Consider the following 23,686-nt stretch of genomic DNA (forward strand, 5'->3'; position numbering starts at 1 on the left):
TGTCTTTTCCTCCCGTTATTGCCGTTGAGACATATGGAAATAGGGTGTTTTGTAGCCAGCCCCAGCCCATCGGATAAATCAACCCTTATCGGCCAGCAAGCGGTTGCGTGAGGGCCAGCCTCAGGTCACTTTGCTGCGCATGCGGAATTCCGGCCGGTCCCACAAATTCTCGCGCATGACGCGCTCGAGCATCTGCGCGGCCGTCACCACATCCGCCTCGCTTATATAGAGCGGCGTGAAGCCGAAGCGCATGATGTCGGGTGCACGGAAGTCGCCGATGACGCCGTTGGCTATAAGCGCCTGCACCGCGGCGTAGCCTTCGCGGAAGCGGAACGAGACCTGGCTTCCCCGTACCGACGGATCGCGCGGCGACGCCAGTTCAAGCTCCGGACAGCGCGCCTCGACCTCCTTGATGAAGCGCTCCGACAGCACGATCGAGCGCCTGCGCAATGCGTTCATATCCACGCCGTCCCACACCTCCAGCGCCGTGTGGAGCGCCGCGAGCGACAGGATCGCCGGCGTGCCGACCCGCATGCGGTCGATGCCGCGCGCCGGGCGGTAGTCGAGATCGAAGGCGAACGGGGCCTCGTGGCCCATCCAGCCCGAAAGCGACGGCGAAACGCGGTCGGCATGGTCGGGGCGGACATAGAGGAAAGCCGGCGCGCCGGGGCCGCCGTTCAGATATTTGTAGCCGCAGCCAATGGCGAAATCGACATTGCAGCCGGCAAGGTCCACCGGAAGCGCGCCGGCGGAATGGCAGAGATCCCAGATGGTTATCACGCCCTGCTCATGCGCCTTCGCGGTCAGCGCCGCCATGTCGTGCAGGCGGCCGGTCCTGTAGTCGACCTGCGTGATCATCAGCACCGCCACATCCGCGGTTATTGCTGTCTCGATCTCTTCCGGCGCGACGATCTTCAGTTCGTGTCCGCGCCCGAGCGCCTCCACCGCGCCCTGAGCGACGTAGAGATCGGTCGGGAAATTACCCGAATCCGACAGGACGATTTTCCGGTCGCCGGCCATGCCGAGAGCCGCTGTCAGCACCTTGAACAGATTGACCGAGGTCGAATCCGCAGCGACAACACTGTCTTCCGGCGCGCCGATCAGCCTGGCTATGCGGTTGCCGGCGTCGAGTTGCAGGTCGATCCAGCCGCGCTCGTTCCAGCCGCGGATCAGCCGCTCCCCCCAGCCTTGGTCGATCTCGGCCAGGACCCGTTCCCGCACGGCGGTTGGCAGCGGCCCGAGCGAATTGCCGTCGAGATAGACGACGCCTTCCGGCAATTCGAAAAGCGCGCGCGTCCGGGCGAAGATATCGTCGGTCATTTAGAAGCCTTGGCCTTGAGCACGAAACGCTGGATCTTGCCGGTCGGGGTTTTCGGCAGGGCTTCGATGAATTTTATCGAGCGCGGGTATTTGTAAGGCGCGATCGCCTGCTTGACGTGGTCCTGCAGCGCCTTGATGGTCGCAGCGTCGGGCGCTACGTCCGCGGCCAGCACGACATGCGCCTGGACGATCTGGCCGCGATCCCCGTCCTCCACCCCGATGACGGCGCATTCGCTTACGAAAGCATGGGTAAGCAGCGCTGCCTCCACCTCCGGGCCGGCGATGTTGTAGCCCGACGAGATGATCATGTCGTCGGAGCGGGCGGCGAAGTGAAAATAGCCGTCCTCGTCCCGCCAGAACGAGTCGCCCGTCAAATTCCAGCCGTCGCGCACATATGTCGTCTGGCGCTTGTCGGCGAGGTAGCGGCAGCCGGTCGGTCCGCGCACCGCAAGCCGGCCGATTTCGCCGCGCGGTTTTTCGCGCATCTCGTCATCGACGATCTTGGCTTCGTAGCCGGTGACCGGCTTGCCGGTGGATGCAGGCGCGGAGTCGCCCAGCCGGTTGGAAATGAAGATGTGGAGCATTTCGGTGGACCCGATGCCGTCGAGCATCGGCTTGCCGGTCTTCTTCATCCACTCTTCGTAGATCGGCGCCGGCAGCGTCTCGCCCGCTGACACTGCGACGCGCAGCGAACTCAGATCGGCGCCCTCGTCCATTGCAGCCAGCATAACGCGGTAGGCGGTCGGCGCGGTAAAGGAGATCGTCGCCTTGTAGGTCTCGATGATCTCGATCATCTTCGGCGGCGTCGCCTGCTCGAGCAGGGTCGCGGCCGCGCCGAAGCGCAGCGGGAAGATCGCCAATCCGCCGAGTCCGAAGGTAAAGGCGAGCGGCGGCGAGCCTACGAACACATCGTCGGGCCTGACCGCGAGAACCTCCTTTGCGTAGGCGTCGGCGATGATCAGAAGATCGCGATGAAAATGCATCGTCGCCTTCGGTTCGCCGGTGGTGCCTGAGGTGAAGCCGAGAAGCGCTACGTCGTCGCGGCCGGTCGGCACCGCATCGAATTTCACCGGCTTGTTCAGCGCGATACGGTCGAGTTCGGCGTCATGGTTGGCCGTCCCGTCGAAGCCGATGATCGTCTTCAGGAAACGGCTTTCCTTGCCGCAGGCGATCAGTTCGTCCTTGATGCGGGTGTCGCAGAGTGCGAACTGGATTTCGGCCTTGTCGACGATCTTGCTGAGTTCGCCGGCCCGCAGCATCGGCATGGTGTTGACGACGACCGCGCCGGCCTTGGTGGCCCCGAGCCAGCACGCGACCATCGCCGGATTGTTGGCCGAGCGGATAAGGACGCGATTTCCAGGCTTTACGCCGTAATTCTCGACCAGCGCATGGGCGATGCGGTTCGACCAGTCGGTCAGTTCCTTGTAGGTCCGCCGGCGGCCGTTGCCGATGAGCGCGGTGTTGTCGCCAAAGCCCTTGGCCACCATGGCGTCTGTCAGTTCGACGGCGGCGTTCAGCCGCTCGGGATAGTCGAAGCCGTCGAGCAGGAAGTCCGGCCACTGGCTCTGCGGCGGCAGATTGTCCCGCGTGAATGTGTCGATATGCGCTGTTGGCCCCAGCATTTCAGTTCCCCGCAATGACCTGTCTGGCGATGATGACTTTTTGCACGTCCGACGCGCCCTCGTAGATCCGAAGGGCGCGTATTTCGCGATAGAGCCTCTCGACGATGCCGCCCTTGCGCACGCCATCGCCGCCATGGATCTGCACGGCCTTGTCGATAACGCTCTGGGCGCGGTCGGTGGAAAACAGCTTTGCCATCGCCGCCTCGCGGCTGATGCGGGCAGCGCCCGAATCCTTCAGCCATGCCGCGCGATAGACCAGCAGCGCCGCCGCATCGATGTCGAGCGCCATGTCGGCAATGTGCCCTTGCACCATCTGCAATTCGGCCATCGGTGCGCCGAACAGTTCGCGCGATGTGGCGCGGGAAACGGATTCGTCGAGCGCTCGGCGCGCAAAGCCGAGGGCCGCCGCCGCAACGGTCGGCCGGAACACGTCGAGCACCGACATGGCGATGCGAAAGCCCTGCCCCGGCGACCCGATCATGGCGGAGCGCGGAATCCGGCAGTTTTCGAACGACAGCCGCGCCAGCGGATGCGGCGCGATCACTTCGAGCCGTTCGGCGATCGACAGGCCGGGAGCATCGGCTGGCGCTATGAAGGCGGAGATTCCCTTGGCGCCCGGCCCTTCTCCGGTACGGGCGAACACGATGTAGAGATCGGCGATGCCGCCGTTCGATATCCAGGTCTTTTCGCCATTGAGAACGTAGGAGTCGCCATCGACAGCGGCGGCCAAATCGAGATTGGCGACGTCCGAGCCGGATTTCGGCTCACTCAGCGCGAAGGCCGACAATGCCTTGCCGCGCCGCGTTCTCGACAGCCACTCCTGCTTCTGAGCATCCGTGCCGAAAAGCGAGATCGCTCCGGTCCCCAGGCCCTGCATGGCGAAAGAAAAGTCGGCAAGCCCGTCATGACGCGCCAGCGTCTCGCGGATGATGCAGAGGCTGCGGACGTCCAGCCTGGAATCGGCGTCCTCAGGGTCGACAGCCGAATGGCTGAGCCATCCGCCCTCGCCCAGCTTTGTCACGAGTTCACGGCACGCCTGGTCGACATTTCCATGATCGACATGCGCCAGATTGGCCGACGCCCAGTCTTCCAGCGCCTCCGCCAGCGCGCGATGGCGATCCTCGAAGAACGGCCAGGTGAGGAATGAGCGGTCAGCCACCTCAATCACCCCTGAACACTGGCTTTTCTTTTGCGGCAAACGCCTCGTAGGCGCGCTTGAAGTCCAGCGTCTGCATGCAGATCGCCTGTGCCTGCGCTTCCGCCTCGATGGCCTGTTCGATCGACATAGACCATTCCTGATTGAGCATGGTCTTGGTCATCATATGCCCGAAATTCGGGCCCTCGGCGAGACGCTTCGCCAGCGCCAACGCCTCTCCATCGAGAGCCGCCTGCTCGACGACGTTGTTATAAAAACCCCAGCGCTCGCCCTCTTCGGCCGACATCGTCCTGCCGGTATAGAGGAGTTCGGCGGCGCGGCCCTGGCCGATGATGCGGGGCAGGATGGCGCAGGCGCCCATGTCGCACCCAGCGAGGCCGACACGAGTGAACAGGAACGCTGTCTTGGCTTCCGGCGTGCCGATGCGCAGATCCGACGCCATGGCGATGATGGCGCCGGCGCCCACGCAGACGCCGTCGACCGCCGCGATGACCGGCTTGCCGCAATTGATCATCGCCTTGATCAGGTCGCCGGTCATTCGGGTGAAGGCCAGCAGGCCCTTCATGTCCTTTTTCAGCAGCGGGCCGATAATGTCGTGGACATCGCCGCCCGAGCAGAAATTGCCGCCGTTCGAGCCAAACACCACCGCCTTGATATCATCGGCATAGGCCAGTGCGCGAAAGCAGTCGCGAAGCTCGGCATAGCTGTCGAAGGTCAGCGGATTCTTGCGCTCGGGCCGGTCGAGAGTGATAACGGCGATGCTGTCTTGCGCCTGCCAGCGAAAATGCTTCGCCTTGTATCCAGCCATGTCAGTCATTGGCGTCCACCTTCGCAGTCAGCTTCGGCGATCTGCCGACGGTTTCCAATATGCCGATGGCCTGTTCGCAATCTTCGTCGGACAGGTCCTCCAGAATGCCGCTCACCCAGCCGGCATGCGCCTCGGCCATACGGGCAAAGGTTTCGCTGCCCTTCTTGGAGAGCCGTACTAGCGTCGCGCGCTTGTCTCCGGCGACCGGCACCCGCAGCACCAGCCCGTCGGCGACGAGCCGCTCGACAATGCCGGTGACATTGCCATTGGAGACCCGCAGCGCCGCCGAAAGCTCGCTCATCTTGAGCCCATCCCCGAAGCGGTCGAGTGCGGCCAGTACATCGAAGCGCGGCAGCGTGGTGTCGAACTCGACGCGCAGATTTTCGCGCACCGTCGCCTCTACCAGCTTGGTCGCCTTGAGCAGGCGCAGCCAGACCCTGAGCCGCTGCTTGGTCATACATGGAGCAGAAACCGGGCTTTGCTGGATCGTCATACTTCACCCCCCGATATGGAAATGGCCTGGCCGGTGATCGCCGTCGCGTTCGGTCCGCAGAGAAACAGCACGGTCTCGGCCACTTCCTCCGGCCGGACAAAACGCTTCTGCGGGTTGGCGCCGGCAAGTGCGGCAATTGCCTCGTCGCGGCCCTTGCCGGTCTTCTGCATGATGGTTTCGATCGAGCGCTCGAGCATCGGCGTATGGGTAAAACCGGGGCAGACCGCGTTCACGGTTATGCCGGTTTCGGCGAGTTCCAACGCCAGCGATTTTGTCAGACCGACGACGCCATGCTTGGCCGCGCTGTAGGCGGAAACATAGGGGTAGCCCTTCAGCCCGGCCGTCGACGCGACGGCGATCAGGCGGCCCTGCTTGCGCTTCATCAGGCCGGGCAGCGCGTTCTGGAAGGTCAGGAAAACGCCGGTCAGATTGACGTCGAGCATCTTCTTCCACAAATCCATGCCGGTGCGATGGAAGGGCGCGCTTTCGGCCGTGCCGGCATTGGCGATGACGATGTCCAGATCGCCATGCTCCGCGGCGATGCGCTCGAACAGCCCGCGTACCGACGCCTCGTCGGTCATATCGGCGACGATGCCGCTGATGCGATCCGACTTGGCCGCCATTTCCTCGAGCGGCTCCATTCGCCTGCCCGATACCACAACCGAGACGCCCACCTCGGCAAGCGCAAGCGCAATAGCGGCGCCCAACCCGGAGCCGCCGCCGGTCACAAGTGCGCGCTGTCCGGAAAGGTCGCTCATACCACGCGGTCCTGTGCCGCCATCTCGGCGGCGCGCTCGGCGAGACGGAACAACTGGTCGCGCCCAGGCAGATAGGGGTTGGGCCATGGCTCGCCGGTGTCGCCGAACTTGGCGGCGGCGCGCAGCGTCCAATAGGGATCGGTCAGATGCGGCCGCGCCAGGCAGACCAGGTCCGCGCGGCCGGCAAGCAGGATCGAGTTGACGTGGTCCGGCTCGTAGATGTTGCCGACCGCCATGGTCGCCATGCCGGTCTCGTTGCGGATGCGGTCGGAGAACGGAGTCTGGAACATGCGACCATAGACCGGACGGGCAAGCTCCGAGGTCTGGCCAGCCGAGACGTCGCAGATATCGACGCCCGCCTCCTGCAACATCTTTGCGATCTCGACCGCCTCCTGCGGTGTCACGCCATCGTCGCCGACCCAGTCATTGGCGGAAATGCGCACCGAGATCGGCTTGCCCGCCGGCCAGACCTCCCGCACGGCGTGGTAGATCTCCAGCGGATAGCGCATGCGGTTCTGCAGCGAACCGCCATATTCGTCGGTGCGGTTGTTGGTCAGCGGCGTGATGAAGGAGGACAGGAGATAGCCGTGCGCGGCATGGATCTCCAGCATGTCGAAGCCGGCGCGGTCGGCCATTTCGGCGGAGGCGACGAACTGGTCTCGCACCAAATCCATCTCGGCGCGGGTCATTGCACGCGGCGTCTGGTTCTCGGCCGACCATGGCAGTTCCGAGACCGACATTACCGGCCAGTTGCCTTCGTCGAGCGGCTTGTCCGTGCCTTCCCAGCCGAGTTTGGTCGAACCCTTGCGGCCGGAATGGCCGATCTGGGCGCAGATCTTGGCCTGCGTTTCGGAATGCACGAAATCTACGATGCGCTTCCAGGCTACCTCGTGCTCGGGCTTATAGAAGCCGGTACAGCCCGGCGTGATCCGCCCCTCGGGGCTGACGCAGGTCATCTCGATATAGAGAAGGCCCGCGCCGCCCTTGGCGCGTTCGCCATAATGCACCAAATGCCAGTCGGTCGGCGTTCCGTCGACAGCCTTGTACTGCGCCATGGGCGACACGACGATCCGGTTCCTGAGTTGCATGTCGCGCAACCTGAACGGCGCGAACATCGGCGCGCGCCTGGTTCCGGCTGGCGCGCCCGCCCGCGCCTGAAACCATTGCTCTGCGCTCTCCAGCCAGGCCTTGTCGCGCAGCCGCAGATTTTCATGGCTGATGCGCTGCGAGCGGGTCAGCAGCGAATAGTTGAACTGCACCGGATCGAGGTCGAAATAGCGCTCGACATCCTCGAACCATTCCAGCGAATTGCGTGCCGCCGATTGCAGGCGCAGCACCTCGGTGCGGCGCTCCTCCTCGTAGCGGGCGAAGGCGGCTTCCAGCGTCGGCTCGGTGTTGACCAGCTCGGCCAGCGCAATCGCGCTTTCGAGCGCCAGCTTGGTGCCGGAGCCGATGGAGAAATGCGCGGTTGCGGCCGCGTCGCCGAGCAGCGCGATGTTCCGGTATGACCAGCGCTTGCAGAGCACGCGCGGAAAATTCAGCCAGGCCGAGCCACGGATGTGGTTGGCGTTGGTCATCAGTTCGTGGCCGTCCAGATATTTGGCGAAGACGCGCTCGCAGATGCGGTTGGTTTCCTGCTGGCTCTTCTCGCCGAAGCCGAATTTCGCCCAGGTCTCGGCGCTGCATTCGACGATGAAGGTCGCCGTATCCTGGTCGAACTGGTAGGCGTGCGCCCAGACCCAGCCGTGCTCGGTCTCTTCGAAGATGAAGGTGAAGGCGTCGTCGAATTTCTGGTGAGTGCCGAGCCATACGAATTTGCAGCTCCGCACGTCTATCTCGGGTTCGAACCTGTCGGCGAATTCCGTTCGCGCGCGCGAGTTCAGCCCATCGGCGGCAACGACGAGATCGTATTCCTCGGCATATTTGCAGACGTTTTCGACATTGGTTTCGAACCGCAGCTCGACGCCGAGTTCGCGCGCCCTCGCCTGAAGCAAGAGCAGAAGCTGCTTGCGGCCGATGCCGCAGAAGCCATGGCCGGTGGAAACGGTCTTGGTGCCCTTGAAATGGACGGCGATGTCGTCCCAATAGGCGAAATGCGAGCGGATCGCCGCGGCGCTGACTGCGTCATTGGCTGCGAGGTTGGTGAGGGTTTCGTCGGAAAGCACCACGCCCCAGCCGAACGTGTCGTCGGGCCGGTTGCGCTCGACAACGACGACTTCCGCCGCCGGATCGCGCAGCTTCATGCTGATGGCGAAATAGAGGCCGGCGGGACCTCCACCTAGGCAGGCGATCTTCATCGGCCGTCATTCTCCTTCCGATGCGGGAAGATGGCACCCAGCGCCCATAATTTCAAGCATGAAATTTCAAGCTTGAAATTAATCCGGGATACTCCGATGATGCTTGCGTCTGACGCGCATCCGTGGCCAATTCCGCCCGGCAATGATGAGCAAGGCACAATGACGCTACACCGGATTTCGGACTGGAACGACGCCTACACCAATTCCGCCTACATACCTGGCGGCGAAGGCTATCTCGACAAATGGCAGTTGCTCGCGGCCGACTTCCGCGACGAGATGGGCCGCGCCGGACGGCTGCAGGCCGATATCTCCTACGGCACCCATCAGCGAAACCGTTTTGACCTGTTCTTGCCCACCGATACGCCCAAGGGCCTGGTGGTATTCGTGCATGGCGGCTACTGGATGAAGTTCGACAAATCCTACTGGTCGCATCTGACCAGAGGCTCGCTCGAACACGGCTACGCAGTGGCCCTGCCCTCCTACGAGTTGTGCCCGGAAGCACGAATTTCGGAAATCGTGAGGCAGGTCGCCGACGCCATCACCGCCGCTGCCGGCGAAGTTCCCGGCCCAATTCACCTAACCGGCCATTCGGCGGGCGGGCATCTCGTCAGCCGTATGATCTGCACCACGACGCCGTTTTCCGGTGAGGTGGTTTCGCGCATCGTGAAGACAGTCTCCATTTCCGGCCTGCATGATCTGCGCCCGCTGATGAACACGAAGATGAACGATACGCTGCAGCTCAATCTCGCCGAGGCGCGGGCTGAAAGCCCGGCGCTGCTCGAACCGCTCGACGGCATCGACCTGACCTGCTGGGTCGGGTCCGCGGAGCGGCCGGAATTCCTGCGCCAAAACGGACTGCTCGAAAATCTGTGGAGCAGCTTCGACGTCCGCCTCTCCAGCATCGAGGAGCCCGGGCGGCACCATTTCGATGTCATTGAAGGGCTGGCGGACGCCAATCATCCGCTGGTGAGAACGCTGCTGGCGGTGTAAGAATTCCTGCCGAAAGCTCGGAGGTCCGATGAAAGCCGTATTCGTCCAATTGCAGTGCGCCCCCGGCCAGACCTACGCGGTCGCCGACCACCTTTTCGAGCGCGAGGTGGCCTCGGAACTCTATTCGACCAGCGGCGAGTACGACCTCCTCATGAAGATCTACATTGAGGACGGCGTCGACATCGGCAAGTTCATCAACGAGAACATCGCCAATGTCCCCGGCATCGTCCGGTCGCTGACGACGCTCACCTTCAAGGCATTTTGATCTACAGAATCTTGCGCCCCTGGTTCAGGATCGCGGCGCAACATGCCGTTTTCAATCTGGCTTTCGCTCGGCGCGGCGGGCCGCGATGTAGCGCATCGCCATTACGCGGCGGCGCAGGATCTCGGTGCGCATAGCCGACAGATGCAGCGTGAAGAACAGCGCGGTGAAGCCAAGCGCCATCACCAGCAGCGGCCACAGCAGGCTCGGATGGATGGTCGGGCCGTCGAGCCGCAGCACCGATGCCGGCTGGTGCAGCGTGTTCCACCAATCGACCGAGAATTTGATGATCGGGATGTTGATGAAACCGACCAGCGTAATGATCGCCGCTGCGCGGGCCGCGCGGGATGGATCGTCGAGCGCCCGGGTCAGCGCGATGATGCCGAGATACATCAGGAAAAGAACGAACACCGAGGTCAGCCGCGCATCCCAGACCCACCATGCGCCCCACATGGGCTTGCCCCAGATCGAGCCGGTGACGAGCGCAAGTGCGGTGAAAACCGCGCCGATCGGAGCTGCGGCCTTCAGCGAAACATCGGCCAGCGGGTGGCGCCAGACCAACGTACCGATCGCCGACACCGCCATCAGCGAGTAACACATCATGGCGAGCCAGGCGAACGGCACGTGGATGTACATGATGCGCACGGTGATGCCCTGCTGGTAATCTTCGGGCGCAGCGAATGCCAGGTAAAGTCCGATGGCGAGCACCAGCGCCGAGAAGCCGGCGAGCCACGGCGTCAGCCATGCGCTCAGCGCCAGAAAGCGGGTGGGATTGGCAAGGTCGATCCAGCGGCCGGGCCGCGCGGTTGTTTCGCTCATGGCCCGTTACATAGACCCGCCGTCCGCCCGCGGCAATTGCGGCTATCGCCGCAGGCGGGCGAGGCTAAGCCGCTTCGCCCCGCAGCGATACATGGCTGAGGCGGCGGACTTCCTCGTCGGTCAGGAGCCCGCCCGCCCGCAACAGGCCGGCGAAGCGGCCATTGGTTGCCGACAATTCGGCGAAGCCGCCCATTTCGACCACCCTGCCATTGTCCATGAAGACGACCAGGTCGGCGTCGCGCACGGTCGTCAGCCGGTGGGCGATAATGAAGGTGGTGCGGCCCTGGCGGAGCGCGTCTATGGCGTCCTTAACCCGCGACTCCGTTTCGACGTCGAGCGCGCTTGTCGCCTCGTCGAGCACCAGTATCGGTGCGTCTTTGAGGATGGCGCGCGCTATCGCGATGCGCTGGCGCTCGCCGCCCGAAAGCTGGCCGCCGCGTTCGCCGACCTTGGTGTCGTAGCCGTCACTCTTGGCCAGGATGAACTCCTGGGCGGCGGCGGCTTGCGCTGCCGCTTGCACTTCGGCGTCGTGGGCGCTCTCACGGCCGATGCGGATGTTCTCCACGATCGAGCGATTGAACAGGCCGGCGTCCTGGAACACCGTTGCGATCGACTGGCGCAGCGACTTCTTGGTTACGGTGCGGGTGTCGATGCCGTCCACCAGGATGCGGCCCGAATCCGGATTGTGCACCCGCTGGAGGAGATTGATCAGCGTGGTCTTGCCGGCGCCGGTCGGGCCGACAATCGCAACGGTCTGGCCGGCGTGGACCTCGAACGATACGTCACGCACGCCCTGCCCCGAATTCGGGAACTCGAAGGTAACATTCTCGAAACGGACATGGCCGGTGACATTGGCGAGTTCGCGCTGGCCGGCGGGTTCGGTCCGGTCGGCAGCCGCATCCTCGAGGCGATAGAAGTCTTCCAGTTTGGCGCGGGCCTCGAAAATCTGGTTGACGAAGGCGGAGACCTGGTCGAGGCGGCTGATCAGGAGCGATGCGAAGCCGGTGAACGCAACGATGTCGCCGATGCGCAGTTCGCCGCGCGAAACCAGCCAAGCGCCGATGAGGAGCACGACCATCATCGAGATGGTGGAAGCGAGGCGATGCATCGCAGCGGCCAGCGCCCACCAATCCAGCACAGGATACTGGACCTGGATCAGTTTGCGTACATAGCTCTGCAGGGCTTCGGTTTCCTGGGTTACGCGATTGTAGCTCTGCAGCACTGCGACGTTGCTGACCGAATCCGTGACGTGCGAAAAGACGTCGTGATAGTGCTTTTCGACCCGTGCCTGGCCTTCCTTGGTCTTGTGCATGACCAGCCGGCCGATCGCGACATAGAGAATGCCGAGTACCAGCAGCACCGCCGACATCCGGATGTCGAGTGAGATCGCGGTCGGCACGAGAAGTATAAGCGCGACGGCGGTCGTCAGGTGCTGGCGCATGAATTCCAGCCACAGGCCAAAAAGGGTTTCGACCGCACGCAAAAGCGTATGCAGCGCGTTGGAGGTGCCTCGCTGGTGATGCCAGGAAAGCGGCATCGCGATCACCCGCTCGAAGGATTCGCAAAGCACGCCGGCGCGGCGGGCATGCGCCAGCCGGTCGGCGCCGCGCGCCACCAGTACATAGGCGACGATGTTGAAGGCGCCGAGGCTCGCCCACATGGCTAGAGTGGAGACCACTTCGCGCTTCTCGGAGATGGCGTCGATGATGCGGCCGAACATGATCGGCTCGGCGATGGTAACGATGGCGAGGACAACATTTGCAGCACAAATAAAGATTACACGCTGTCTGTCGGCCGCCAGGTACCGGAGCGCTCGCCAATAGATTTCCAGCAAGGACACGCAATTACCTCGTCATAAAAATTGTGCAGTGCATCAATTTGCGACTCGTAACGTTTGTCGCGCGGCAAGACAATGCGCACATAGCCCGCCGGTTCCTCGTTTTCGAACAAAAGATCACAACGACTGGTAATCTGGCGTGATGGCTAAGGTTTTGAGTTTTAAGGAAAAACGGCTATCGTGCGGCAAAAATATGGCAGCAGGTTGTTCGACTTACCTACTCGCTATGCGGGTATGCGGACCAGCACCTCGATTTCGCCGGCGTCGGCAAGCGCAAAACTCGTGCCTTTCACGTCGGAACCATCGATTTCGACGGCCACAGCCTTCCTGCCCTTTTCCCTTGCCACCCGAATGCGATAGGTCGCGCCGGCGAGCCTGAGCGTCGCGGAATAGCCATCCCAGTGCCCCGGCAGGACCGGATTGACGACAAGATTTTTTCCGTCCTTGCGGATGCCGAGAATGCCTTCCACGGCGGCCCGATACAGCCAGCCGGCGGAACCCGTATACCAGGTCCAGCCGCCGCGGCCGCCTTTTTCGCCCTCGGAATAGATGTCGGCGGCAACCACATAGGGCTCGACGCGGTACCTCTCGGCTGCCTCCTCGTCGGCCGCGTGGTTGACGGGATTGAGCATCCGGAAAATCCGGTAAGCATCGTCGGCACGGCCCATTTCGGCGAGCGCAATGACAAACCACGTTGCGGCATGGGTATATTGTCCGCCGTTTTCGCGTACGCCCGGCGGATAGAACTTGATGTAGCCGGGCTCCTTTTCGGTTTCGGAGAAGGGCGGCGTGAACAGGCGCACGATCTGCAATTCATCGTCGACGAGCCGGCGAATGGCCGCGTCCATGGCGGTGCGCGAACGCACTGGATCGCCTTCGCCCGATAGCACGCTCCAGGACTGCGCGATGGAATCGATTTGGCACTCGTCGGAATTGCGCGATCCGAGCGGCGTGCCGTCGTCGAAGCTCCCGCGGCGGTACCATTCGCCGTCCCAGCCGGCGGTTTCAAGAGCGCGCTTAAGCGCGGCCGCATGCTTGTCCCACTGCTGGGCGCGTTTGTTGTCCTTGCGGTTCCGGGCGATCGGCGCGAATTCGCCGAGCGTCCTGAGCAGGAACCAGCCGAGCCAGACGCTTTCGCCCTTGCCGCCTTCGCCGACGCGGTTCATGCCATCGTTCCAGTCGCCGCCCAGGATCAGCGGCAGGCCGGTCGACCCGGTGCGCTTTACCGCGAGGTCGAGTCCTCGGGCGCAATGTTCGTAGACCGTCGCCGTTTCCTGCGCGATCTCGGGCGTGAAGAAGGCGTCATGCTCGCCCTCCCCCAGTGCCGGTCCATTGATGAAGTGCGCCTGCTCCTCAAGGATCGAGGCATCGCCGGTGACGCCGACGTAGCGCGCGGCGGCCGAAGCCAGCCAGACGACATCGTCGGAAATCATGGTGCGCACGCCGGCGCCAGTGCGCGGCAGCCACCAATGCTGGACGTCACCTTCCGGAAACTGCCGTCTGGCGGCGTTCAGTATCTGGTCGCGCGCAAGCGACGGGTCGTGCAACAAGAGCGCCAACGTGTCCTGGAGCTGATCGCGGAAGCCGAAGGCGCCGCTCGCCTGATAGAATGCCGAGCGCGCGCGGATCCGGCAGGCGAGGCTCTGGTAGGGGAGCCAGTGATTGACCATGGCGTCCAGCGCCTTGTCCGGCGTCTCGACCTGCAGCGTGTCGAGGAAGCCCCGCCATTCGCGCTCGGTCTCGGCCAGCCGCTCATCGAAATTCTTGGCGCGGTTACGCTGGACAAAGGCACTTGCCTCCTCCGGCGAGGCAGCATCACCCAACAGCCACAGGAGCGAAACCTCGCCTCCTGCCGGGACCTCGACGTCGCGGGCGATCGCCGCGCATGGATCGAAGCCCGCTTCGACCCGGCCGCTGAGACTAGCACCCTCGATTGCCAACTGCGGAGCCTCGACGGAGCCGCCTCCGATGAACTCCCGGCGGTCGGCGGTAACCGATTGGGCGTCGCCGTCACTCGCAAGAAATGCGACGCGGTCGCCGAACTCGAGACTGAAGGCGTTCTGCGCCAGCAACGCGCCGGTCGCTAGGTCGATCGACGGCACGATGGTGGGAGCCGATCTCGCACGATTGCTGCCGAGCACCCATTCTGCGTAGCCATAGATCCGAAGCCGCGCCGGAGCACTCCCCGAATTGCGGATCCGCAGGCGCGAAATCTTCACCGGATCGACGGAATCGACCAGTTGCGCGACCTCCATCGCGAGCGGTCCGCGCTCGGCGCTGAAGGTGCTGACGCCCTGCCCGTGGCGCGCCTCGTAGACCACGGCAGGATCGCGAAGCACCGCGGCGAAAGGCGAGAATGCCTCGCCGGTCGCATGATCGAAGATGTAGATCGCCTCGCCCGGCCGGTTGCAGACCGGGTCGTTTGACCATGGCGTGAGTTGGAAATCGCGGCTGTTGCGGCTCCAGGTGAATGATGCGCCTTCGGCCGAGGTGTGGAAGCCGAACGAGGCATTGGAAATGACATTGATCCAGGGCTGCGGCGTCGTGCGCCGGCCGGAGAGCCTGACCACATAATCGCGGCCATCCCTGTCGAAGCCGCCGAACCCGTTCCACGAGAGGAGCCCGTCTCCAGACGGGAGCGGCGCGTCTTCGATTTCGGCTGCCGCAACCCGCAGCGGTCTCGGCGAGACGGCAGCTACACCTTCCTGGGCCTCGCGCAACGCATCCCGCGCCTGGAGCGCGGGGACTTCGGCACGCTCGATCTGGTCCGGTATCGTGCCGTTCCTGGTGTGCAGCGCTATGCGCGCGGCAGCGAGCAGCGTCCTGTAGGACACCTCGTCCATCAGATCGCGGCGTACCGCGAAGATATGCTGGCGCGGACCGTGCTCCTTGCCTCTCAGCCGGCTGTTTTCGCAATGCCATTCAATGGCTTGCTGCAGATCCTGCACATACGACGAAGCCTGCTCGTTGACCACGACGAGGTCGGCAAGCAGGCCGCGGGCACGCAGATATTCCTGGAAGCGCAGCGCCTGCGACACGATTTCAAGGTCCGCCACGTCGCTGATCCTGATGGCGAAGATCGGAAAATCCCCCGAAATCGCCATTGGCCACAGCGCTGACTGGTGTCCCATGCCGGATGTGATCACCTCGCCCGGCATGCGCATGAACGGATCGGGGTAGATCAGGTAACGGGCAAGCTTCTGGCCGTTGGCGGCATCGGCTAGGCTCATGCCGATATGGCGGGTCTGCACCTGCGATCGCGTCCAGGACAGCATTGCCTGGCGCGCAAAGCTCTCGGCGTTGTCCAGCCTGGCCAGCGTCGATTCGATCTCGTCTCGGTCGGCCCCGACCACCGTCCAGAACGTCACCTCCACCTTCTTGTTGGCGGGCACTCGGACACGGCGGCGCAGCGCCATGACCGGATCGAGCACGAAACCGGAATTGCCGCCGAGCTTCGCACCGGGATCGAACGCCGCCGCGTTCGCGATGGTCCTGCCTCGGCCGATGAAGGCGCGCCGGTCGGTCTCGGCTTCAGTGTCCCGGCTGGCGCCGAACGTGTCGGTGACGAAATGCGCAACAGCAATGTCCGGCTCGTTCGCGGCCCGCTTGCGGCGCTGCGCGTAAATGGTGCTGTTGCCCGGCCAGATCTCCGTCTCCACGAACATTTTCGAGAAGGCCGGATGGGCGCTGTCGGATGCCTCGGGCGCCAGCACCAGTTCGGCGAAGGAAGTCACTTCGATGAAGCGATCGGCGTCGCCGTCGTTCCAGAGCGTGACGCGGCGGCCTTCACCATTGCCCTCGGAAACGACGATGACCTCAACTTCCGAGCGCAGCGTGCCGACCGTCTTGATGAAGCTCGCCTTGTCGTCGCTGAAAAGCGTCTGCGCGTGTTCGCCGGGCGCGCGTTTGGGCTCGGCCGTCGCCGACCACCAATCGCCCGTCTCGGTGTCGCGCAGGAATAAGTATGTCCCGAGGCGGTCCTCCGTCGGGTCAGGCTGCCAGCGGGTGACCGCGAGGTCGTTCCAGCGGCTGTAGCCCGAGCCGGTCGCCGTCACCATTACCGAGTACCGCCCGTTGGACATCAGATTGGTCGACCGCAGCGCCGCGGCAGGCTCGAGGATGAGCCTGGTATCGGCGCTGGGCTCTGCCTCCACGACCTTGCCGCGCTCGTCTGCTTCGGTCCTGACGGTGGCGACCGGAATGTCGCGCGGGGCCTTTTCCTGGAGCAGCAACTCCGCCGCCTCGATCACCGGGTCGCTGTGGAAGCGGTCGCGCATACGACCTTCGAAGATCGCATTGGCGACAGCCACGATCGACATGCCCTGGTGATGGGCCATGTAGTTGAACACCACGGCATGGGTCTTGCCTTCAGGCACGCGCTGCGGCGTGAAGTCGACAGCGTCATAGAAGCCATAGCGGCCGAGCGCACCGATGGTCCGCAGACGCTCCAGATTTTCCACCGCTTGGTGCGGCATGAATTGCGCCGCCAGCACGGTGGCATAGGGGGCAACCACGGTATTCTGCGCCAAGCCACGCTTGAGGCCGAGGCCGGGAACGCCGAAATTAGTGTATTGGTAGGTCATCTCCCTGTCGCGGCCATTGTAGGCCGCTTCCGAAATGCCCCACGGAATATTCTTCGAACGGCCGTACTGGATCTGCCGGGCGATCACCAGCTTGCTGGTCTGGTTGAGGATACCGCCCTGCGGCTCCTTCATGACCAGCGGCGGCATCAGATATTCGAACATCGAGCCCGACCACGACATCAGAGCACCGCGGAAGCCGATTTCAACGATCGGACGGCCGAGCCGGAACCAATGTTCGGTCGGGATGTCGCCCTTGGCTATGGCGAATAGGCTGGTCAGCCGCGCCTCCGAAGCGAGCAGGTCGTAGCAGCTCTCGTCGAGCTGGTGCTCCTCGACGCGATAGCCGATCGACAGAAGCTTGCGCTCGCGCCGCAACAGGAATGAGAAATCCATCTCGAAGGCGAATTTGCGGGTACGCTCGCGCAGAGAGATGAGCCTGCCCCGCAACGCTTCCACCGCATTCTCGTCGCTGTGCGCGTCGTGAACATGCGCCTCGCAGGTCGCCTGCAGCTTCAGCGCCCAATCGGGCAGCGTTTCGCTGCGCGACGACCCGACTTCCGCATGTATGGCGCTGGCGAGCTTGCGGATCTCGCCGGCGAGCACGGCCAGGTTGATCGTGCGGATCGACGCCATCTCGGGCTGCTGCTTGATCGTATCGACCGCGCGACGCATGCCTTCGATGCGGTCGCGCAGGCGCTGGCGCAAAGGCCGTAGCTGACGACGGTCGTCCGGAAGCTCTTCGAGGCTCTGCTCTAGGATTGAGACGCAGTCGAGCAGCCCCTCGAACTCGCCCTGCAGATGCACCGAGGGCGCTTCGGCCCATTCGGCGCAGGCGGCGGCGACCGCCAATAGATGGCCGGCCAGATTGCCGCTGTCGACGCTCGACACATAGAGCGGATAGAGTGGCCTTAGCGTCGCCGTATCATACCAATTGTAGAGATGGCCGCGGAAGCGCTCCATGCTCTCGATCGTGGTCATCGTCGCCTCGATGCGGCCGAGCGCATCGGCAAGGCTGATCCAGCCGAAATCGCGCGCCGACACGACGGACAGGAGATAGACTCCGATATTGGTCGGCGAGGTGCGCTGGGCCACGACCGGAAGCGGCGTTTCCTGGAAATTGTCAGGCGGCAGCATGTTGTGGTGCGGAGTGACGTAGGTCTCGAAATAGGCCCAGGTGCGGCGCGCCACGACGCGCAACCGCTCCTCGTCGCTCGGGGTGATGCGCAGCCGGTCCTCGGTCTCGGCCGAGCGGCTGATCAGCCATGCGAAAGCCGGCGACCCGGCCCAGAAGATGGCGAAGAAGAATGCGACGAAGGCGCCGGTTGAATCGGTCGCCACCGGTATGGCCAGGCCGACGAAGGCAATGACGACGGCGCCCCACATCAACCGGTAGTAAGCCACCAGCCCGTTTCCGCTGCTCTTGTGAGCCTGCGAGGCGGTTCGCCATTCCAGCAGGTTGCGGCGGCTGACGAAAAGGCGATAAAGCGTACGCACGATTGCGTCGCCCATCATCCAGGCGAGATGCGCCATCAGCACGATCTTCAGCGCCACCATCGCGGTTCCGAAGGCGACGTCGCGGAACAATGCGTTGAAATGGCCGCGCGCGGTGGCTTCGCGGCTCTTCGGCAGGATCGCGTCGATGATCTCGAAAGTCGGCGCCATGAACAGGGTCAGTATCAGCAGCGCCTGCCACTGCGCGGCCTGCGTGAACTGCAGCAGAGTCCAGCCGGCGACCGCCGCCATCACCCAGAAGATGGGCGTGAGCGAGCGGCGCAGATTGTCGACCATTTTCCAGCGGGACAGCGCCGGCACGCCGGAGGTTGGATCGAGAATATAGCCGAGCAGCTGCCAGTCGCCGCGGGCCCAGCGGTGCTGGCGCGATGCGTCGACCGAATAGCGGGTCGGGTAGTCCTCCACAACCTCGACATCGGTCACCAAAGCCGAGCGCGACAGCGCGCCTTCGAGGAGATCGTGGCTGAGGATTGTGTTTTCAGGGATGCGGCCCTTCAGTGCCGATTCCATGGCGTCGATATGGTAGAGACCCTTGCCGGTGAAGGAACCGTCGCCGAACACATCCTGGTAGAGATCCGAGATGGCGAACACATAGGGGTCGAGGCCGCGATTGGCCGAGAAGACGCGCTGAAAGAAGGAGGCCTCGTCGCCGGTGGTGAGCGATGGCGTCACGCGCGGCTGCAGGATCGCATAGCCGCGGGTGATCCGGCGCGTCCCAGGATCGAATTCGGGGCGGTTGAGCGGGTGGCAAAGCTTGCCGACGAGCCGCGTCACCGCATCGCGGGTCATCCTGGTGTCGGCGTCGAGCGTCATGACATGGACGACGCCTTCCGGCAGCGGCGTATCCGGCGGCAGGAAGGTCGTGTCGCTGTCGCCGCGCAGAAGCAGGTTCAATTCGTGCAACTTGCCGCGCTTACGCTCCCAGCCCATCCAGCATTTCTGCACCTCGTTGTAGAGGCGGCGGCGGTGGAGCAGGTAGAAGCGCGGGCCGGCGGCGGATTCCGGGTAGCGAGCGTTGAGCTGCGCGATCTGGGCGCGCGCATGTTCGAGGATTTCGACGTCGATCGGCGCCTGCTCGGTATCGCTGTCGGGCCAGTCGGAGAGCAGCGCGAAGTGCAGTTCGCCCGACATGTTCGCCAGATGGTGGATTTCGAGCGTGCGGATGTTTTCCTCGACATCGTCGCGCGAGCCGATCAGCGACGGCACCACCACCAGCGTGCGGGCCTCGACGGGAACGCCGTCCTTGTATTCGTAGCCGACAAGCCGCGTCGGCTTCAGGAACTGCAGCACGATGGTATGGAAGAAGGCGAGCGCGCCTTCGCTGGCCGGCACCGCAAACAGCACCAGCATCGCCACGATGGAAGCCGTCGACAAGCCGAGATTGGACAGCGCACTGCCGGTGAGCGCCAGAAGCAGGACGGTCAGCGCAAAGACCGGCACAACGATGCCGGCCCAGCCGGTTTTCTTGAAAGCGCGCTTGGTGATGAGTGCCGGGCCGGGGCGGTAGCCGATGGCCTTTTCCAGCTCCTGGCGCCGCTCGCCGACCAGAAAAAACCCGACGTCGGTTTTGGCGATAGTGGCTTCTTCGGCTGTGGCGGCGCCCGCTGCGGCGCATCCGGCCAGTTCGGTTGCGCGCTCGGCGACGTGATATTCGCTGAGATTGGCGCGGCGAGCCAGATCCTCGATTGCGGCGCGGTACTGGTCTCGCGACGGGAAATCGAGCAGCGCATAGCTGGTCCGGTCGCGCAGTAGCGCATCTACACGGCTGACCGACTCGAACCAGACCGTCCAGTCGATGTCGTTGATCAGGCGTAGCCCGCGAATGATATTGCCGGTCGTCACATTGCCGCTGGACAGAGTGTGGTGCTCGCCCATGATCGTTTCTTCGGCGTCGGTGCCGGATTTCTCGAGCTCGCCTTCGAGCCAGATCAGCGCCCGGCCGGCGTTCTGCGACCCATCGCGCAGTCTGTAGAGCAGTTGGGTGGCGAAGGTCGTGTCGCGGGCGTGGACGGTGTAGTCGTCGAGGATCGCCTCGCGCTGTTCGCCCTCACCCGCCGCAAGCACGCGGTCGGCGACCTCGTTGGCGATCTGCCGCATTTCCCGCGCACGTTTCACCCGCACCGCGATGCGGCGCAGGTTTTCGATCAGGACAAAGCGTAGCAGCGACGGCAACGCCCATAATTCGCCGATGCGGAACGGTTCGACGTTCTGGTAGCCCTCGACCACCGCCTTGAACATCTGGGAGGATACGGTGCTGTCGGAATGCGCGACATAGACCCAGGCCAGCGCCAGGGCGCGCGGTACTGTCCTGCCGTCGGCGAGCTTGATCGTCGGCAATTCACGGTAGAAGCGCGCCGGCAGGTCGCGCCTGATCTGGAAGATCGTTTCTTCAACAAGATAATTGTTGTCGAGCAGCCATTGTGCTGCCGGCGTTATCGGCTCGCCGCGCGCTTGGGCCGCATTGGTGGAGCGATAGGTTTCGAGGATCTTGTCAGCGTTTTCGCGATTGCGCTTGCGGAAATCGAACGGCTCCAGCCCATAAAAATGCTGGATTTCGCCTCTTGCCAGGCTTTCACCCAGCGCCCGCAACCTGTCTTCCTGAAGAAAGCTCGATCGTATCGGTTGTTCGGCCGCTGCCGGGAAGCGGGCATCGCCCTTCTGCTTCCGAGCTGTGTCGGTCTCAATATTCATTCCTGCAAATTCCGTTCAGCCAAACCAGCCGCCGAGAGGCCGCGCCCAACCTAACGCCCAAAGCGTTCGGCGGCTATTGGTTGCACGGCGGCTAACTGCTTGCGGCTCGCGATATACCAAAAAACACGACCTGTCTCGCGGCAATTCCAGGCGCAGGAGGCACGCCCACGATGGGCGATCCAAAGGCGGCGAATCCGGCTTTTTCGTGGTTCGCCGCAGTTCCGGACGCCGACGCTCGACGAGTTTGGACGGCTCGGCCCGCGGTCTAAAAAGCTTTCGCTATCTCGATCAGGAAAAGCTCGGCCGGCTCGATCGCCTTGATCTGCAAGGCTCCGGCAGCCTTTCGCATGTGCAACGTTTCGAGCGGCCCGAGGTGCAAGGAAGCATCGGAGCCGACCTCCACTGCGCCGTTACGGCAGAACAGTAAAATTTCGTCGGCTTCGACCACCGGCGTCGATGTGCCTCTGGCCATCAACCGGCGCATCGAATGGCCGAATCTGCTGCGCCGCGTCATCATGTTCAGGTCGGTTATTGGCCCGGCGATCAGGCTCGATGATGTTTCCACGTCGGCCGGAAAGGAGCACGGCGCCGACCGATCCGTCAGCCGAACCGGATCTTGTCCGCCGACCGACAGGACAAGCCCCTCGCCTTCCAGTATCGCCAGCGTACGGTCGACGCCGGTGAACAGCGAAAACGGACCGTCGTCTTCGACGCGCGCCATCGACAACCGCCAGTCGAAATCGTCGAGGCCGGCGCCTTCGGGCGAGATTGCAATCTCGATGGTCTCGCCACCGCCGTTCTTCCACGGCATGCGGCGGCAATCGGCGGCTCGGATGATGTGCATCAGCCGAGAATGGCCGGCAAGTTCAGGCCGTTTTCCTTGGCGCAGTCGATGGCGATGTCGTAGCCGGCGTCGGCGTGGCGCATCACGCCGGAGGCCGGATCGTTCCACAAAACGCGCTCCAGGCGCTTTGCCGCCTCGGGGGTGCCGTCAGCGACGATGACCATGCCGGCATGCTGCGAAAAACCCATGCCGACGCCGCCGCCATGGTGCAGCGACACCCAGGTCGCGCCGGATGCGCAGTTGAGCAGCGCGTTGAGCAGCGGCCAGTCGGAGACCGCGTCGGAGCCGTCCTTCATTGCCTCGGTCTCGCGGTTGGGCGAAGCGACCGAGCCCGAATCCAGATGATCGCGGCCGATGACGACGGGCGCCTTCAGTTCGCCCTTCGCGACCATCTCGTTGAAGGCGAGGCCGAGGCGATGCCTGTCGCCCAGGCCCACCCAGCAGATGCGCGCCGGCAGACCCTGGAAGTGGATTCGCTTCTGCGCCATGTCCAGCCAATTATGCAGGTGCTTGTTGCCGGGCGTCAGTTCCTTGACCTTGGCGTCGGTGCGGAAAATGTCCTCGGGATCGCCGGAAAGCGCCGCCCAACGGAATGGTCCGACGCCGCGGCAGAAGAGCGGGCGGATATAGGCCGGCACGAAGCCCGGGAAATCGAATGCGTCGGCTACGCCCTCCTCCAACGCCATCTGCCTGATGTTGTTGCCGTAATCGACGGTCGGCACGCCCATTTTGTGGAAGTCGAGCATCGCCCGCACATGGCCGGCCATCGAAGCCTTTGCGGCCCTTTCCACCGCCTTCGGGTCACGCTCGCGCTTCTCTTCCCATTCGGCGACTGTCCAGCCTTTCGGCAGATAACCGTTGACTGGATCGTGCGCGGAGGTCTGGTCGGTTACTGCATCGGGCCTGACGCCCCGCCGGACCAGTTCGGGGAAGATGTCAGCGGCGTTGCCAAGCAGCGCGACCGAGATCGCCTTCTTTTCCTTGCAAGCCTTGTCGATGATCGCCAGTGCGTCATCGAGGTCTTTGGCCTGGACGTCGACGTAGCCGGTCTTCAGCCGCATCTCGATGCGGCTCGGCTGGCATTCCACGGCAAGGCACGAGGCGCCGGCCATGGTCGCGGCCAGCGGCTGCGCGCCACCCATGCCGCCGAGCCCAGCGGTCAGGATCCAGCGGCCGGAAAGATCGCCATTATAGTGCTGGCGGCCGAGCTCGACGAACGTTTCGTACGTGCCCTGAACGATGCCCTGGCTGCCGATGTAGATCCACGAGCCGGCCGTCATCTGGCCGTACATCATCAGGCCTTTTCTATCGAGCGCGTTGAAATGGTCCCAATTGGCCCAATGCGGCACGAGGTTCGAATTGGCGAGCAGCACGCGCGGCGCATCGGCGTGGGTTTTGAATACACCGACCGGCTTGCCCGACTGCACCAGCAGTGTCTCGTCGTTCTCCAGCGCCTTCAGCGCGCCGACGATACGATCGAAGCTCTGCCAGTCGCGCGCAGCACGGCCGATGCCGCCATAGACCACCAGTTCGCCCGGACGCTCGGCGACGTTCGGGTCGAGATTGTTCATCAGCATCCTGAGCGGCGCTTCGGTCAGCCAGCTCTTGGCGGAAAGCTCGGTTCCGGTCGCCGCGCGGATTGTCCGCGCATTGTCGATGCGGGTGTTGATGGTCATCGGAAGCCTCCAGAACAG

At 63.7% G+C, this 23,686-nt stretch carries 14 protein-coding genes; 2 read left to right on the forward strand and 12 right to left on the reverse strand.

All coding sequences use genetic code 11. The features are described 5' to 3' along the window. Nucleotides 1-120: 120 nt before the first annotated feature. From kynU to ABVK50_RS14510, 7 genes are read right to left on the reverse strand one after another with little or no spacing between them, the layout of a single operon-like run. Complete coding sequence (kynU, locus tag ABVK50_RS14480) at nt 121-1,320, reverse strand: kynureninase (protein ID WP_353640902.1); 1,200 nt, start codon at nt 1,318-1,320, stop codon at nt 121-123. Then, nucleotides 1,317-2,942 carry an AMP-binding protein gene (locus ABVK50_RS14485; protein WP_353640901.1) on the reverse strand — a complete coding sequence of 542 codons (1,626 nt, stop codon included), beginning with the start codon at nt 2,940-2,942 and terminating at the stop codon, nt 1,317-1,319. The genes kynU and ABVK50_RS14485 overlap by 4 nt, the downstream gene beginning before the upstream one ends. A 1-nt stretch (nt 2,943) precedes the next feature. Next, entirely contained in the window at nt 2,944-4,101 is a 1,158-nt protein-coding gene (locus ABVK50_RS14490; protein ID WP_353640900.1) for an acyl-CoA dehydrogenase family protein, read from the reverse strand. A gap of 1 nt (nt 4,102) precedes the next feature. After that, nucleotides 4,103-4,915 carry an enoyl-CoA hydratase family protein gene (locus ABVK50_RS14495; protein WP_353640899.1) on the reverse strand — a complete coding sequence of 271 codons (813 nt, stop codon included), beginning with the start codon at nt 4,913-4,915 and terminating at the stop codon, nt 4,103-4,105. Further along, nucleotides 4,908-5,399, reverse strand: a complete 492-nt coding sequence (locus tag ABVK50_RS14500) for a MarR family transcriptional regulator (RefSeq protein ID WP_353640898.1) — start codon at nt 5,397-5,399, stop codon at nt 4,908-4,910. Before ABVK50_RS14500 ends, ABVK50_RS14495 begins: the two co-directional genes overlap by 8 nt. Beyond that, a complete protein-coding gene (locus ABVK50_RS14505; protein WP_353640897.1) occupies nt 5,396-6,157 on the reverse strand; it encodes an SDR family NAD(P)-dependent oxidoreductase in 762 nt (253 codons plus the stop codon). Before ABVK50_RS14505 ends, ABVK50_RS14500 begins: the two co-directional genes overlap by 4 nt. Beyond that, nucleotides 6,154-8,454 carry a bifunctional salicylyl-CoA 5-hydroxylase/oxidoreductase gene (locus ABVK50_RS14510; RefSeq protein WP_353640896.1) on the reverse strand — a complete coding sequence of 767 codons (2,301 nt, stop codon included), beginning with the start codon at nt 8,452-8,454 and terminating at the stop codon, nt 6,154-6,156. Before ABVK50_RS14510 ends, ABVK50_RS14505 begins: the two co-directional genes overlap by 4 nt. 159 nt (nt 8,455-8,613) lie before the next feature. On the opposite strand from ABVK50_RS14510, the gene ABVK50_RS14515 reads away from it, so the two are divergent. Next, entirely contained in the window at nt 8,614-9,444 is an 831-nt protein-coding gene (locus ABVK50_RS14515; RefSeq protein ID WP_353645932.1) for an alpha/beta hydrolase, read from the forward strand. A gap of 28 nt (nt 9,445-9,472) precedes the next feature. Further along, nucleotides 9,473-9,709: an Lrp/AsnC ligand binding domain-containing protein gene (locus ABVK50_RS14520; RefSeq protein ID WP_353640895.1), complete on the forward strand. Its 237-nt coding sequence runs from the start codon at nt 9,473-9,475 to the stop codon at nt 9,707-9,709. Between the two features lie 51 nt (nt 9,710-9,760). On the opposite strand, the gene ABVK50_RS14525 is transcribed toward ABVK50_RS14520, so the two are convergent. The 5 genes from ABVK50_RS14525 to hutU form a co-directional block, all read right to left on the reverse strand. After that, nucleotides 9,761-10,525, reverse strand: coding sequence for a heme ABC transporter permease (locus ABVK50_RS14525; RefSeq protein WP_353640894.1), 765 nt, complete (start codon nt 10,523-10,525; stop codon nt 9,761-9,763). A gap of 64 nt (nt 10,526-10,589) precedes the next feature. Then, a complete protein-coding gene (locus tag ABVK50_RS14530) occupies nt 10,590-12,365 on the reverse strand; it encodes a glucan ABC transporter ATP-binding protein/ permease (RefSeq protein ID WP_353640893.1) in 1,776 nt (591 codons plus the stop codon). Between the two features lie 221 nt (nt 12,366-12,586). Next, nucleotides 12,587-21,148 (reverse strand): glucoamylase family protein, encoded by an 8,562-nt coding sequence (locus ABVK50_RS14535; protein ID WP_353640892.1) that lies wholly within the window; start codon nt 21,146-21,148, stop codon nt 12,587-12,589. Between the two features lie 265 nt (nt 21,149-21,413). After that, nucleotides 21,414-21,992 (reverse strand): HutD family protein, encoded by a 579-nt coding sequence (locus ABVK50_RS14540; protein ID WP_353640891.1) that lies wholly within the window; start codon nt 21,990-21,992, stop codon nt 21,414-21,416. Beyond that, nucleotides 21,992-23,662 carry a urocanate hydratase gene (gene hutU, locus ABVK50_RS14545; RefSeq protein WP_353645931.1) on the reverse strand — a complete coding sequence of 557 codons (1,671 nt, stop codon included), beginning with the start codon at nt 23,660-23,662 and terminating at the stop codon, nt 21,992-21,994. The genes ABVK50_RS14540 and hutU overlap by 1 nt, the downstream gene beginning before the upstream one ends. Between the last annotated feature and the right edge of the window lie 24 nt (nt 23,663-23,686).

It is taken from the genome of Mesorhizobium sp. WSM2240, assembly GCF_040438645.1.
Taxonomy (GTDB): Bacteria; Pseudomonadota; Alphaproteobacteria; order Rhizobiales; family Rhizobiaceae; genus Allomesorhizobium.

What these genes read in the sequence shown, in the direction of transcription:
- kynU (WP_353640902.1), bottom strand. Translation starts at nt 1,320, where the DNA reads ATGACCGACGATATCTTCGCCCGGACGCGCGCGCTTTTCGAATTGCCG.
- ABVK50_RS14485 (WP_353640901.1), bottom strand. Translation starts at nt 2,942, where the DNA reads ATGCTGGGGCCAACAGCGCATATCGACACATTCACGCGGGACAATCTG.
- ABVK50_RS14495 (WP_353640899.1), bottom strand. Translation starts at nt 4,915, where the DNA reads ATGACTGACATGGCTGGATACAAGGCGAAGCATTTTCGCTGGCAGGCG.
- ABVK50_RS14500 (WP_353640898.1), bottom strand. Translation starts at nt 5,399, where the DNA reads ATGACGATCCAGCAAAGCCCGGTTTCTGCTCCATGTATGACCAAGCAG.
- ABVK50_RS14505 (WP_353640897.1), bottom strand. Translation starts at nt 6,157, where the DNA reads ATGAGCGACCTTTCCGGACAGCGCGCACTTGTGACCGGCGGCGGCTCC.
- ABVK50_RS14510 (WP_353640896.1), bottom strand. Translation starts at nt 8,454, where the DNA reads ATGAAGATCGCCTGCCTAGGTGGAGGTCCCGCCGGCCTCTATTTCGCC.
- ABVK50_RS14515 (WP_353645932.1), top strand. Translation starts at nt 8,614, where the DNA reads ATGACGCTACACCGGATTTCGGACTGGAACGACGCCTACACCAATTCC.
- ABVK50_RS14520 (WP_353640895.1), top strand. Translation starts at nt 9,473, where the DNA reads ATGAAAGCCGTATTCGTCCAATTGCAGTGCGCCCCCGGCCAGACCTAC.
- ABVK50_RS14525 (WP_353640894.1), bottom strand. Translation starts at nt 10,525, where the DNA reads ATGAGCGAAACAACCGCGCGGCCCGGCCGCTGGATCGACCTTGCCAAT.
- ABVK50_RS14535 (WP_353640892.1), bottom strand. Translation starts at nt 21,148, where the DNA reads ATGAATATTGAGACCGACACAGCTCGGAAGCAGAAGGGCGATGCCCGC.
- ABVK50_RS14540 (WP_353640891.1), bottom strand. Translation starts at nt 21,992, where the DNA reads ATGCACATCATCCGAGCCGCCGATTGCCGCCGCATGCCGTGGAAGAAC.